Source organism: Mesorhizobium sp. BAC0120 (assembly GCF_033542235.1).
Classification (GTDB): Bacteria; Pseudomonadota; Alphaproteobacteria; order Rhizobiales; family Rhizobiaceae; genus JAWRCU01.
On the sequence record NZ_JAWRCU010000004.1, the window covers coordinates 475,610 to 487,325 of the forward strand.

An 11,716-nucleotide genomic window follows, 5' to 3' on the forward strand; every position below is an offset into this window, starting at 1 on the left:
TTCCGTAGACGTCTGAGGTTGGCCGGCGGCGAACCGCCGGCCCTTTCAGGTCCGCCTATTCGTTCATTTCCATCAGCCGGAATGTGAAGCCCATCCCGCTCAGGCCAAAGGCCTTGCTCTTGTCGGACAACGCCGGCACCGAAACGCGATTGCCCGCTGCGAAGACCGCATTCTGGTCATAGGCGAAAATAGTGGGCGCGAGCTCCCGCAGCCGTTTGCCGACCTCCGTGTAAGTCGCGGCACGTTCCTTGTCGGTGGTCTCGGTGCGCGCCCTGTCGAGCAGCTCGTCGACCTTGGCGTCCTTCAGATGCTCGGGCGACTGCCAGGTGCCCGCGGCCGAGGAGTGGTACATGCCGTAGATCAGCGTGTCCGGATCGCCCGTCACCGCATTTACGAAGACCTGGCTGATATTCGGCGTGTTCTCAGGCTTCGTCACCTGCTCGGAAAACAGCGCCCAGGGGATCTTCTTCACCTCCGATTTGATGCCGATCTCGGCGAAGTTCGCCTGCATCAGCAGGGCGAAACGCTCTTCCAGCGGCACTTCGCCGACCCAGGACAGCTCGAGCGTGAAGTCCTCCGGCTTGTACTTGCATTCGGAGAGATACTTCTTCGCCTTGTCGAGATCGCGCTGGTAGGCATCCGAGATCGGCAGCGAGCCGAGCATGCCGACGGGCAACGGACCGCTCGCCGGGGTGCCCTGCGAGACCTTGTCGGTGATCGCCACCATTTTGATGCCGGCCTCGTAGTCGAAAGCATAGGTCAAGGCGAGGCGGCAGTTCACGTCGTCGAGCGGCTTCTTGGTCGTGTTCATCTTGATGTAGAAGCCTGAGCCGCCGCTCTCCGTCAGCAGCTGCGTGCCGCCCGCGGCCAGCGCCTTCAGCACCTCCGGCGGCAGCCATTGCGAGGTGATGTCGTGCTCGCCCTGCGTCATCAATGTGCGCACGGTCGCTGCCTCGAGGCTGTAGCGCAGACGTACCGTGTCCGGCGCCTTGGCGGGCACGCCGAGGAAATAATCCGGGTTCTTCGCCATCACCGTCAGTTCCTGCGGATTATGCGAGACGACCTTGTAGGCGCCGGTGCCCGCGCTGTGGGTCGACAGGTACGCCTGACCCCAGTCCTTCATCTCGCCGTCGCCCGCGGCGAGATTCTGGACGACCAGCTTCTTGTCGACGATCGGCAACCGCAGCAGCGCCGATATGAAGGGCGAGTCCGGTCTGGTCAGAGTGAACTTGACCGTCGTCGGATCGACGGCCTCCGCCTTCTCGACATTCGCGAAGAGGTAGGAGAGGCCCTGGCCGACAGCCTTCATCCGGTCGAGCGAGAAGACCACGTCTTCGGCGGCGAGCGGGTTTCCGCTCTGGAATTTCACGTCCTTGCGCAGCTTGAACGTGTAGGTCTTGCCGTCATCGGAGATCGTCCAGCTCTCGGCGAGATGCGGCACCACGCCGGCGCCGCCCTGCTTCGAGAGCACGAGCGTATCGTAGACGTTGAACATCAGCATCGAGTCGGCATAGTCCGTGGCCTTTGCCGGATCGAGTTCGCCGACGGCGACCTCGTCGAGGCGGAGCACAGTCTCGGCAGCTGCAGGAGTTGCGGTGACGACCGCGATTGCAGTGAGCGACGTCGCGGCGACAAGCGCCGCAGCGAATGGTTTCAGCATTGTTTTCATTTCGATTTCCCCTTGCCTATGATGAGTTGCTTTGGAGCGCTTCTCAGTTTGCCGCTTCTTCTGACGGCCATGCTTGTTTCGGCTTTACCCGTCGGCAGACCATCTCCGAACACGTCCATCGTGCAGGTGTGCAGGACGGTCGTCGGGAGATCGGTGTGGTTCCAGGTGACATGTGTCCTGGTCGATGGGAAATGGACGGAATCCCCGGCTTCGAGGATCGTCCGTTCGCCGTCGATCTCTATCGTGAGCGCACCTTCCAGGATGAAGAACATCTCCTCGCCCTCATGCGCCATCGGTTCGCTTCGGAAGCCGGGCGGCTCGTGAAAGATGACGCTGCGCAGCACGTTGCCGGGAAATGAAGCCGACAGCCGCTCATAGGTGATTGCGTCGCTGCCCAAGGCGTAAACCGAGCGCTGGTCGTGGCGCGTCACCGGCATGTCGCCGCGCGGCTGCGTGAGAAAATCGCCGACCTCCGACTTCAGGACGTGGCAGACATTGATCAGGGAGGTGAGCGAGGGAATCGTGATGCCGCGCTCGATTTGCGAGATGAAGCCGACAGACAAACCAGCGCCGTCCGCGACCTCTTTCAGGGTCAAGGCGAGTTCCTGGCGCCGTTCGCGGAGCCGCGAGCCAAGCGGAGCGGAATTGCTTCCACCTGCGTGCGGCTGAACCGTTTTCTGGTCCAATGCCGTCGTTCCCCAACGTTTTAGTATTGCTAAAACGATGCTTTTTCCTCCAGCGTAGGTCAAGAGGAAATTTAGCCATACTAAAATTTTGTGAAACGGGCCGAAGCCCTGCGTGGTTGTCTGAGCGTTGCAGGGAGTCTCAGAGCTGCGGTCCGGTGTCGCCGGCCGGTACTGCCGGGTCCAGTCTTTCGCTGCGCCGCCTGCCGCGTTTGAAAGCGGCGGTCAGCGGTTTTTCCAGGAATTCGTAGCAAAAAACTCCGATAGCCGTGCCGGCCAGAAGTGCAATGACGAGCCACGGCAGAAATGGCATAGACACAAAACCCGCGAGCTTCGCCACGACCGATATTGCCAGCGTGTGCCAGAGATAGATCGAGTAGGAACTATCGCCGAGATAGGTCAGCGGCGCGATACGGCCGAATGCTCCCGCCTTCTCCAGTGCAAGCGTGCCGACTACGAGCGCAGCCGCCAATGGCCCGAAGACCAGCGGTCCAAATCCGATGTGAGTCGTACCGACGATGGCGAAGCCCAGCAGCGCGACAGCGATCAGCCCAAGGCCTGTCATTGGCTGCGGCATCCTGCCGGCGAGCCAGAGCTTGGCGATCAAGGCGCCGAGCAGGAATTCGAGAATGATGGGATCGGTGTAGGTCAGCACGACGTCGTTGCCGCCATCGACGAGCAGGCCCGAGGCCACCAGCAGGATGAAGGTGGCGGTCAGCGCCGCGAGCCGAGCTTTCGGGGGCAGGAACAGCGCGCCGGCGAAGATGACGTAGAAGAACATCTCGTAGTTCAAGGTCCAGCCCTGAATCAGTATCGGCCAGATCTCGCCGTTGCTCGGCGAGCGGTGCGGAACGAAGAAGAGCGACTCCAGCACGTGTGCCAGCGTGAGCTTGAGATTGGGGAACAGGCCAGCAAGCGCGCCAACGATCATGACGCCGGTCGCGGCCCAGTAGATCGGTACGATGCGCTGCACCCGCTCCCGGAGGAACTGGGCCGGTGTGGTCCGGCGGGTTTCGGAGATCACCCACATGATGAAACCGCTGACCACGAAGAAGACGTCGACGCCGGCGGCACCAATTGCAAAGTGCCCACCTGTTCGTTCGGCCGCGTGGAAGGCGACAACGGCAAGGGCAGCGCAAGCGCGCAGGTACTGGATGCCGTAGAGCTTTTTCATCAAGCCTGGCGCATGCCGGGCCGAAAGCGCATTGCACGATATGCCGGTAGATTTGCCCGTTGCGGCGTCGCCAGCAGTCCGGCTGCGTAATAGAGCAGGAACGAGCCGACCTGATAGGCATTGAGCACGTCGACCTCGAAGAAGGATCGCACGACGAGCAGCATCGATATGCCGAACATGATGTAGGAGGTGCGATCGTTTCGGTCGTCGAGGAGCTTGGTCAGGTGGCCGAGAAGGACTCGAAGAATGATGGTGCTGATCAGCACAAGGCCCACGACCCCGAGCTCCACCAGAGTTTCGATATAGGTGTTGTGGAAATGGAAGCCGGTTCGCGCGGTGATGTAGAATTCCTGCCAGAGGCGCTCTGCGTCCGCAAAGCCCTGCACCCAGTAGGCATAGTAGCCGACGCCGAGCAGCGGGGCTTGGTGCCATGCCAGCAAGCCCTGCTGCCAGAGATAGGTGCGGCCCGTCAGCGTCGTATTCTTGCCGAAAGCCCCCAAAAGCAGGTTGAGGCCGCCGGCGTTAAGCCCGATCAAGGCGACGCCAAAGCCAACCACAATGCCGAAAAGCAGCAGCCCTTTTCTTGCGTGTGGCGCGAACAGGAGAATCACCCCGAGGCCGGTCATCACGCCCAGCGTGCCTGCGATGGATATGATCGAGGTTGCCGAATGGGATACCAGGAGCGCGTAGCCGGACAGCATGGTGCATATGCCGGCGAGAATGCGCCAGACGCCACGCTCGCGCAGGACGAACACCAAGATGAAGGCGAAATAGATGCCCAGCGAGGCATAGAAGCCGAGCTGGTTCTTGGATGCGAATGCTCCGACGAAGGTGTATTCGTTGTCGAGCGGGTCGTACGAATATTGGCCGAACGCGAGCGAATAGAGCACGACCAGTGACACGCCGCCCAACGCTCCGATCGTCAGTGTCCTGACGCTCATGGTGCGGGCCGCAATCAGGGCGCAGACGATGTGCGAGGCATATTGGAGGCAGGCGCGTGCCGTAGCGCCGGGCGCGGCCGACCAGAACACCGACAGGCAGGCGAGCACCGCAAAGCCGATGATCCAGTGGAACTTCAGGTAGTTGCCCAACGACTGGCGGTAATCGACTAGAATGAGGGGGAACCACACCGCATAAAAAGCCAGGATCGAGACTTGGCCGAAGCGTGTCGAATAGGCGAACACGAAGAAGGAGATCGAAATCGCTACGACGCCATAGCCGGTACTTCGGTCCGGGCTGACGAAATATGCCTTGGCGATCTTCATGCTCGTGGCTGGCGCCGAGCGGCGAGCCGACCGCCGTTGTCAGAGCGGCACGCGACCAGATTGAATCCTCGCGCCAGTCTGACTCTCGGTTCAGGCATCGGATTTGTCCGAAAGCCGTTACGCACTGTTTCGGCCCGGCGCGCTAGTTCGAATTAGCGGAAGCAGGAGCGACAGCTATGCTCACCTTGATGACGTCGCCCGGCAGGACGGCCGTGTTCTCGTCGGCCTGGATCTCCGTCGCCTTGCCGTCGGCCTCACGCACAATCGAGTAGGTGACGTCCCTGGCATAGGTGCTGCCGGCCCCAACGGCTGCTGAAGGATCCTGCTCCATTGCCTCGCCCATGAGATCCCTGTACATCTGGATTTTCAGCTCGGCCTCCCGAAGATCGGCTTCGGCCTGCTGGCGGTCCTGGTCGATCTGGGTCGCTCGGTCGGTTTGCAGGTTCGTCGCATCCTGCGATGCCTTGCTGATGGCCTGCTTGGCCTGCAGGGATGCGGTCTCCATATTGAGAACCTTGCCTTCCAGATCGGCGGTCTGCCGCTCGAGCGTGAGGATCCTGTCATTCACGACAAGCCCCTTCTGGGCGAGGCTGCCGACGCTGGCGAGTTCCTTCTTCGACAGGTCGATCTGGCGGTTCTGGGTGGCCATGTTCTTTTCCAGCGATTCGACTTCGGCCTGCAGTATCGATTTCAGGTCGCTGAGCGCGTCGAGCTGAACTTTGAGCCTTCTCTCCCGCGCTTCCTTGTAGGCGGACTCGTCAGCCATCAACTTCTTGCCTATGGCGCTCTGCTGAAGCTCTTTCGGGAAATCGATCTGGGCGCTTCCTTCGGCCTCGGCGATCAAACGGGCGCGTCTGGCGATGAGGCCGTCCCTCTGGGCCACGAGCACATCGTAATTTCCGCGGGCATTAATGAAGTCGCGTGCGAATCTCTGGCCGGTATCGGCATGACGCAGCCCGCTCGCCAAGCTGAGCGCTTTCAGCACAGTCAGGCCCGGCGCATAAGGGTACTTGCCCGGCGTCTGCACATCGCCCGAGACGAAGATAGGCCGGTATTCAGCAAGCTCCACAGAGGCATCGGGGCGATCGAGAAGGCCGAACTTCTGCTGAAGCTCGTCGCTGATCTTGGTGGCGACTTCCGCGGTCGTCTTGCCGGCAACAGGCATCTCGCCGACGAAGGGCAGCGATATGTTGCCCGAAGGGCCGACCGTATATTCACCGCTCATAGACGACCAGTCGCGCACGGCGCCCTCCGCGGTCCGCCATTCGGCGACGCGTATGCGCAGCCTGTCCATGGTGCCCAGCGGATAGTCCGTAGTCTCGGCTGAAGCGCTTGCGGTCACCGCAAGCATGAACGTGAATGCCGCCATGGCGGCGAGAAGCAGCCCGATAGCCGGCTGCATGATCTGGAATACCGCTTGTCGCCTTTTCACTGCCTGCCTTTCCCGAAATCAAATGATCGTCAAGAGCGGCCGGGCAGGACGGACGGTCGAGTCCCGCCCTGCCGCGAGCCAAGCACAGATCAGTAGCTGCCACGCGACGAAAACACGGCCGGTACCGTCATGGCAATGATCTTCAGGTCGGTGGTGAACGACCAGTTCTCCACATAGTGCTGGTCGAAGGCGACCCGCGTTCCGTAGGAGACGTCGTTGCGTCCGCTGACCTGCCACAGGCCAGTCAGGCCGGGCCGCGTTCTCAAGTAATGATCCGCCGCCGAGCCATAGAGCTCGAGTTCGTCCTTCACCACCGGGCGCGGCCCGACGAAGCTCATGTGCCCCAGCAGGATATTGAAGACCTGCGGCAGCTCGTCGAGACTGAGCTTGCGCAACACGTAGCCTACAGGCGTCACCCGCGGATCGTCCTGAAGCTTGCGCGTGGCAAGCCACTCTTGGCGAGCCTCCGGGTTGCGGGCGAAGTGAGCCGTGAGCACCTCGTCGCCGTTTTCGACCATGGTACGGAATTTCAGGCAATGAAAGACGTTGCCGTTCCGCCCGATTCGCTTATGGCCGTAAAAGACCTTGCCGCCGTCGGCTAGCTTGATCAACAGGGCCAGCATTGCCAGTAACGGACTCAAAACAAGGATAGCCAGGGCCGCGACGATGATGTCGAAGATGCGTTTATAGAGTCCTCCAACCGGGGGCAGGTCGGCGGCTGCCGATCGGTGGCGGGACCAGTCGGCCAGTCTGGCGGCATATCTCATTATGTTGCTCCACGATGAAGGGTGCCCCGGTGCCCATGTTGAGATACTCCCAAGCCGCGTGCGATGCTGCAACGCAACAACCACGACATTAATAGGGCGCTGAACCGGAAGGAACAGGTTAGGGATGCGATAAAATTCTCAAAACCGAGGTTTTTCTGATCATATTTTGTAACACGTAGTCATATTGAATGATCGTCGCGCGATTTTTAATGGAAGCCTCCAACCTGAAGTTTGTCGGCTAGGAATATGACTGGTTGTGCATAATGAAGAAAACTGGCCTTGCGCGTTTATCGCTGATCGAAAAATTAAACTATCCTTCCCTTGTTTAATAGTAATTTCGGATCTGTGTTAGCAATTCGTTTGATTCTCCTTTGTTAAAGTATCTTTCGGTTTGAGTTCAGAGAGTTGGTTCAGCTCATTGTTGCGCCGCACAATCATGGTGGCTCAAACGATTGGTTTGCCAAAGGCGGCATGGGGAAGGAACCTAACCTCCGGGTTGTACCCAAAGGCCAAGCCGAATATATACGGAGTGCACACGTGTGTTGGTGTGGCCGTCCGGCCCCGAAGATGATCGGCACTCCTGCCGGATACCAGACCGCGACGTATGCTTGGTGGGAGGCGTCCGGTATGGGTTTTGATGCACGACAACGTGCATGGCATAGGGTGGGATAGCAATGTCCTTCCCGCTTTTTCTGCGCGGCTTCGTTGGTTTGCTTCTGGTCTTTGCTGCGACGACCTATGTTATTACAGGATCGGCTTGGACGACATTTATCGAGACCTTAGTTGTCGCGGTTCTGGTGCAGATCGGCTACTTTGCAGCGGTGCTTTTCCTTGTCTGGCGTGCGGCCAAAACGCCGAAAAGCCGAATGGGCGCGGTTGCAATCGAAACCATGCAGACACTACCTAAAGACGAACAGGCGGCGGCCAGCGTGAGCCATCTGCCGAGCGCACCCCGCTCGCGCCATCCCTGAGCCTGCACCTTTTCACGAAATTGCCTTTTGCAGCTGCGAAGAATCTGCCTCTATCTGCCTTTGCAGTATTGTGCCGGCTCTTGACCGGTGCGCCCCCGCTTTAGATTAGTTGGACAAGGGCGGCGGGCAAGATTGATAGAGGCGGCATGTCTTCATCCACCGCTACGGTATGCACCATCATCGCAGCCAAGAACGCGTCCGGCACGATCGGGCGTTCTATCCGCTCGGCCTTGCGAGAGTCGCAAGTTGCGGAGGTGGTGGTGGTCGACGACGGTTCCACCGACGACACCGTACAAACCGCACGTGCGGCTGATGACGGCAGCGGTCGCCTGCAGGTGCTGAGCCTCGACCGGAACAGGGGCCCAGCCTTTGCCAGGAATCATGCGATCGCCCATTCCAGCGCTCCGCTGATCGCAATCCTCGACGCGGACGACTTCTTCCTGAAGGGCCGATTCGGCAGGTTGCTCGACAGGCAGGATTGGGACTTCGTCGCCGACAACATCGTCTTTATCGATTCGCGCAGTGACGGCCTCGAGCTGGATGTGCCGGAATTCGAGGCGACGCCACGCTTTCTCGACCTGCGAGGTTTCGTGGAGGGAAACATCTCCAAGCGCGGTGCATCGCGCGGCGAAATCGGGTTCCTGAAGCCGGTAATGCGCCGGGCGTTTCTCGACGCGCACAAGCTTCGTTACCGGGAAGATCTGCGGCTGGGGGAGGACTACGACCTCTATGCACGAGCGCTGCTGAAAGGCGCGCGTTACAAGGTCGTACATGGCTGCGGCTACGGCGCCATCGTGCGCCCGGATTCGCTCAGCGGCAAGCACAGGACGCTCGACCTCAAACGGCTCTACGAGGCGGACCGGGCGATCCTTGCTTCGCCGGACCTCCCCGGCGACGCGAGATCCCTGTTCAGCCAGCACGAGCGCCATGTACGCGGCCGCTACGAGTTGCGCCGGTTCCTCGACGTCAAGGCCGAGATCGGGTTGCTGAGTGCCGGCCTTCGGGCGCTGGCAAGGCCGGCGGCGCTACCGGCGATCGTCGGCGGCATTGCGGCCGACAAGCTCGATGCCTTGACGGCGCGGCATGGCGCTGCGGCCGAGAAGGCGGCCGGCCCTCGTTATCTCCTGGAGGGGCGGCCAGTCTCGCGCTTGTGAAATTCGCCGAATCTGAATTTGCAGGAGTTGGCTGCGAGCAAATTTCGAAGGGACCGACCGATGGCACTTTCCCGATTTCGAGTGAGAAGCCCCCAACGCGACCGCGACACCGACCTCGACCGCATGCAGCGACTTCGACATTCCTTGCGTGATATCCGCGTCGAGATGGAGCGGGAGAGAGAGGGGCTTCGCGACCGCTACGAGAAGGTGACGGCCGACGCTGCCTTTTCCCAATTGGCCCTGGAAGACGACAGCGCAAGCCCAGGCTTGTCGTCGAAAATCGACGACATGACGGAGACGATGATCCACTACACCAAACGCATCGCGTCGCTGGAGGAGCAGATCGAATTCGTTACCGATCTCGACTCCAGGGTCGAGCTGTTTTCTCAACAGAATACGGGAGATAAAGCTCCAGCTTAAGAATGATGCCGAGAGCTATTTTTACCGACGATTACAAAAGTTTACCGAGTTCGGAGCGCGCCGTCATTTTCTCATCTTTCCACCGCTCTATGTGCAGTGCAGCATAACTAAGCGGCGGGGGGATTGGCCAGGAAGAGGTGGCCGATCTCGTGATTGAAAATACGACCTATAACAAGCGACGCGGCATCACGTCCCTCGTCTTCGGCGCCTGTGCGCCGATTCTGTCCGGCATTGGCGGTGCTCCCGCCGCTCATGCCGGGGAGGTCACGACAGGGGAGTCCTTCGTCGAGACTTTCGATAATTTAAGCACCAAGCGGTGGTATATCTCCGACGGCTGGTCGAACGGAGACCATCAAAACTGCACATGGTCGAAAAACCAGGTGAGGGCAGCCGACGGCGTTCTGCGGCTGACTTTCCAGAAACAGAAATACAAAGACCGCGATTACGTCTGCGCGGAGATCCAGACCAATCAACGTTTCGGCTACGGCACTTATGAGGTCCGCATGAAGGCGGCCGCCGGCTCAGGGCTCAACACCGGCTTCTTCAGCTATATCGGGCCCGTCCATAAGCAGCCACACGACGAAATCGATTTCGAGGTGCTCGGGAAGAACCCGGCGAAGGTGCAGATCAACCAGTTCGTCAACGGCAAGGAAGTCGGCGACCAGAAACTGGTCGATGTTCCCGGTGGGGCCGATCAGGATTTCCACGACTACGCCTTCGTTTGGGAGAAGGATAGAATCCGCTGGTTTGTCGACGGCCAGCTTGTAGGGGAGGCGACCGACCCGGCCAAGCTGCCCAGCCATCCCTCGAAGATCTACGTCAGTCTGTGGAGCAGCGACAAGCTGAAGTCGTGGATGGGAACGCTCGCCGATTTTGACGGCCCGGTCACGGCCGAAATAGATCGTATCGCTTTCACCGCGCTGGGCGACGCCTGCCAATTTTCCGAATCGGTGGCATGTTTGCAGGATTAGTTCGCTCGATGAGTCCCAAGCTGCATGTCCTCTATTTCGTGCATGACCTGTCCGACCCGGCAGTTCGGCGGCGGGTCATCATGCTGCAGGCCGGCGGCGCGCAGGTGACGCTGGCCGGATTCCGGCGGGCGGCGACCGTGGTTCCGGGACTGGAGGCGATGTCGCCCATAGATCTCGGCCGGACGGCAGACGGCAAGTTCGCACAGCGCCTCGTGGCGGTCGCCAAGGCGGCGCTATCGCTCGGCGCCAAGCTCAGAACTGTCCGCCGGCCGGACGTCATCATCGGCCGCAACCTGGAAATGCTGGCGCTGGCCAAGCGCGCGCGCGCGCTGTTTTCGGCCAATATCCCCATCGTCTACGAATGCCTCGATATCCACCGGCTCCTGCTCGGGCAGAACGGCATCTCTCGGGCGATGCGCGGCGCCGAGCGAGTGCTCGGCCGCAACGCTGTGCTTCTGATGACGAGCTCGCCGGCTTTCGTGCGCGACTATTTTCAGCGTTTCAGGCAGATCGACGCGCCGGTGGCGCTTCTCCATAACAAGGTGCTGGAACTTGCCGGAGAGCCCTCCGACGTGCGTCGGCAGGTGAGAGCGCCTCAGGGCGGCGAGCCGTGGACAATCGGCTGGTTTGGCGCCTTGCGGTGCCGCAAGTCGCTCGAGTTGCTCGCAGCGTTCACGCACAGGATGGAGGGCCGTTTCGATGTTGTGCTCCGCGGCCGGCCCGCCTATTCCGAGTTTCCGGATTTCGACGGCTTCGTTGCCGGCCAGCCGCACATGCGCTTCGAAGGTGGCTACCGCAATCCGGAAGATCTCGCCGATATTTACGGCGAAGTGCACTTCTCTTGGGCAATCGACTTCTTCGAGGAAGGGCTCAACTCCAATTGGCTGCTGCCCAACAGGCTCTATGAAGGCTGTCGGCACGGCACGGTGCCGATCGCCATGCGTGGCACCGAGACCGGCCGGTTTCTGGCAGAGCGGCATCTAGGGCTCCTGCTCGACGAAGCTTCCGTCGCCTCGGTCATGAAGCTTTTCGACAGCTTCGACGCCGAGAGATACGCCGCCTTGCGCGGCAGGGTGCTGGCCGAGGACCGCGGGACCTGGGTGTGCGACGCCCGCGACTGCCGCGCCCTCGTCGAGCGCCTGAGAGAGCTGACGGCGGCGCCCGAACCCGTAATGCAGGCGGCATGACCGTGGCGGGGGCAACAAAACCA

The 11,716-nt window shown here is 60.7% G+C and carries 11 protein-coding genes; 5 read left to right on the top strand and 6 right to left on the bottom strand.

Annotated features, from left to right (window positions below; genetic code table 11):
• Positions 1 to 55 precede the first annotated feature (55 nt).
• The 6 genes from SAZ10_RS12630 to SAZ10_RS12655 form a co-directional block, all read right to left on the bottom strand.
• Positions 56 to 1,669: an ABC transporter substrate-binding protein gene (locus SAZ10_RS12630; protein WP_318609563.1), complete on the bottom strand. Its 1,614-nt coding sequence runs from the start codon at positions 1,667 to 1,669 to the stop codon at positions 56 to 58.
• The gene (locus tag SAZ10_RS12635; RefSeq protein ID WP_318609564.1) at positions 1,666 to 2,418 is read right to left on the bottom strand and encodes an XRE family transcriptional regulator; all 753 of its coding nucleotides are present in this window, start codon (positions 2,416 to 2,418) and stop codon (positions 1,666 to 1,668) included. Before SAZ10_RS12635 ends, SAZ10_RS12630 begins: the two co-directional genes overlap by 4 nt.
• Before the next feature lie 76 nt (positions 2,419 to 2,494).
• Positions 2,495 to 3,526 carry an acyltransferase gene (locus tag SAZ10_RS12640; RefSeq protein WP_318609565.1) on the bottom strand — a complete coding sequence of 344 codons (1,032 nt, stop codon included), beginning with the start codon at positions 3,524 to 3,526 and terminating at the stop codon, positions 2,495 to 2,497.
• Complete coding sequence (locus tag SAZ10_RS12645; protein WP_318609566.1) at positions 3,526 to 4,791, bottom strand: O-antigen ligase; 1,266 nt, start codon at positions 4,789 to 4,791, stop codon at positions 3,526 to 3,528. Before SAZ10_RS12645 ends, SAZ10_RS12640 begins: the two co-directional genes overlap by 1 nt.
• 142 nt (positions 4,792 to 4,933) lie before the next feature.
• Positions 4,934 to 6,193, bottom strand: a complete 1,260-nt coding sequence (locus SAZ10_RS12650) for a polysaccharide biosynthesis/export family protein (RefSeq protein ID WP_412535209.1) — start codon at positions 6,191 to 6,193, stop codon at positions 4,934 to 4,936.
• 119 nt (positions 6,194 to 6,312) lie between these two features.
• On the bottom strand, positions 6,313 to 6,990 hold the full coding sequence (locus SAZ10_RS12655) for a sugar transferase (protein WP_318609568.1): 678 nt from the start codon (positions 6,988 to 6,990) through the stop codon (positions 6,313 to 6,315).
• Positions 6,991 to 7,664: 674 nt separating this feature from the next.
• Between SAZ10_RS12655 and SAZ10_RS12660 the strand changes: the two genes are divergently transcribed.
• The 5 genes from SAZ10_RS12660 to SAZ10_RS12680 all read left to right on the top strand — a co-directional run bounded on the left by SAZ10_RS12660 (position 7,665) and on the right by SAZ10_RS12680 (position 11,693).
• A complete protein-coding gene (locus tag SAZ10_RS12660; protein ID WP_318609569.1) occupies positions 7,665 to 7,961 on the top strand; it encodes an exopolysaccharide production repressor protein in 297 nt (98 codons plus the stop codon).
• A gap of 146 nt (positions 7,962 to 8,107) precedes the next feature.
• Positions 8,108 to 9,115 carry a glycosyltransferase family 2 protein gene (locus tag SAZ10_RS12665; protein ID WP_318609570.1) on the top strand — a complete coding sequence of 336 codons (1,008 nt, stop codon included), beginning with the start codon at positions 8,108 to 8,110 and terminating at the stop codon, positions 9,113 to 9,115.
• Between the two features lie 60 nt (positions 9,116 to 9,175).
• On the top strand, positions 9,176 to 9,535 hold the full coding sequence (locus tag SAZ10_RS12670; RefSeq protein WP_318609571.1) for a hypothetical protein: 360 nt from the start codon (positions 9,176 to 9,178) through the stop codon (positions 9,533 to 9,535).
• A gap of 137 nt (positions 9,536 to 9,672) precedes the next feature.
• On the top strand, positions 9,673 to 10,506 hold the full coding sequence (locus tag SAZ10_RS12675) for a glycoside hydrolase family 16 protein (RefSeq protein WP_412535204.1): 834 nt from the start codon (positions 9,673 to 9,675) through the stop codon (positions 10,504 to 10,506).
• A gap of 8 nt (positions 10,507 to 10,514) precedes the next feature.
• The gene (locus SAZ10_RS12680; RefSeq protein WP_318609572.1) at positions 10,515 to 11,693 is read left to right on the top strand and encodes a glycosyl transferase family 1; all 1,179 of its coding nucleotides are present in this window, start codon (positions 10,515 to 10,517) and stop codon (positions 11,691 to 11,693) included.
• The last annotated feature ends 23 nt before the right edge of the window (positions 11,694 to 11,716 follow it).

What these genes read in the sequence shown, in the direction of transcription:
- SAZ10_RS12630 (WP_318609563.1), bottom strand. Translation starts at nt 1,669, where the DNA reads ATGAAAACAATGCTGAAACCATTCGCTGCGGCGCTTGTCGCCGCGACG.
- SAZ10_RS12640 (WP_318609565.1), bottom strand. Translation starts at nt 3,526, where the DNA reads ATGAAAAAGCTCTACGGCATCCAGTACCTGCGCGCTTGCGCTGCCCTT.
- SAZ10_RS12645 (WP_318609566.1), bottom strand. Translation starts at nt 4,791, where the DNA reads ATGAAGATCGCCAAGGCATATTTCGTCAGCCCGGACCGAAGTACCGGC.
- SAZ10_RS12650 (WP_412535209.1), bottom strand. Translation starts at nt 6,193, where the DNA reads ATGCAGCCGGCTATCGGGCTGCTTCTCGCCGCCATGGCGGCATTCACG.
- SAZ10_RS12655 (WP_318609568.1), bottom strand. Translation starts at nt 6,990, where the DNA reads ATGAGATATGCCGCCAGACTGGCCGACTGGTCCCGCCACCGATCGGCA.
- SAZ10_RS12660 (WP_318609569.1), top strand. Translation starts at nt 7,665, where the DNA reads ATGTCCTTCCCGCTTTTTCTGCGCGGCTTCGTTGGTTTGCTTCTGGTC.
- SAZ10_RS12665 (WP_318609570.1), top strand. Translation starts at nt 8,108, where the DNA reads ATGTCTTCATCCACCGCTACGGTATGCACCATCATCGCAGCCAAGAAC.
- SAZ10_RS12670 (WP_318609571.1), top strand. Translation starts at nt 9,176, where the DNA reads ATGGCACTTTCCCGATTTCGAGTGAGAAGCCCCCAACGCGACCGCGAC.
- SAZ10_RS12680 (WP_318609572.1), top strand. Translation starts at nt 10,515, where the DNA reads ATGAGTCCCAAGCTGCATGTCCTCTATTTCGTGCATGACCTGTCCGAC.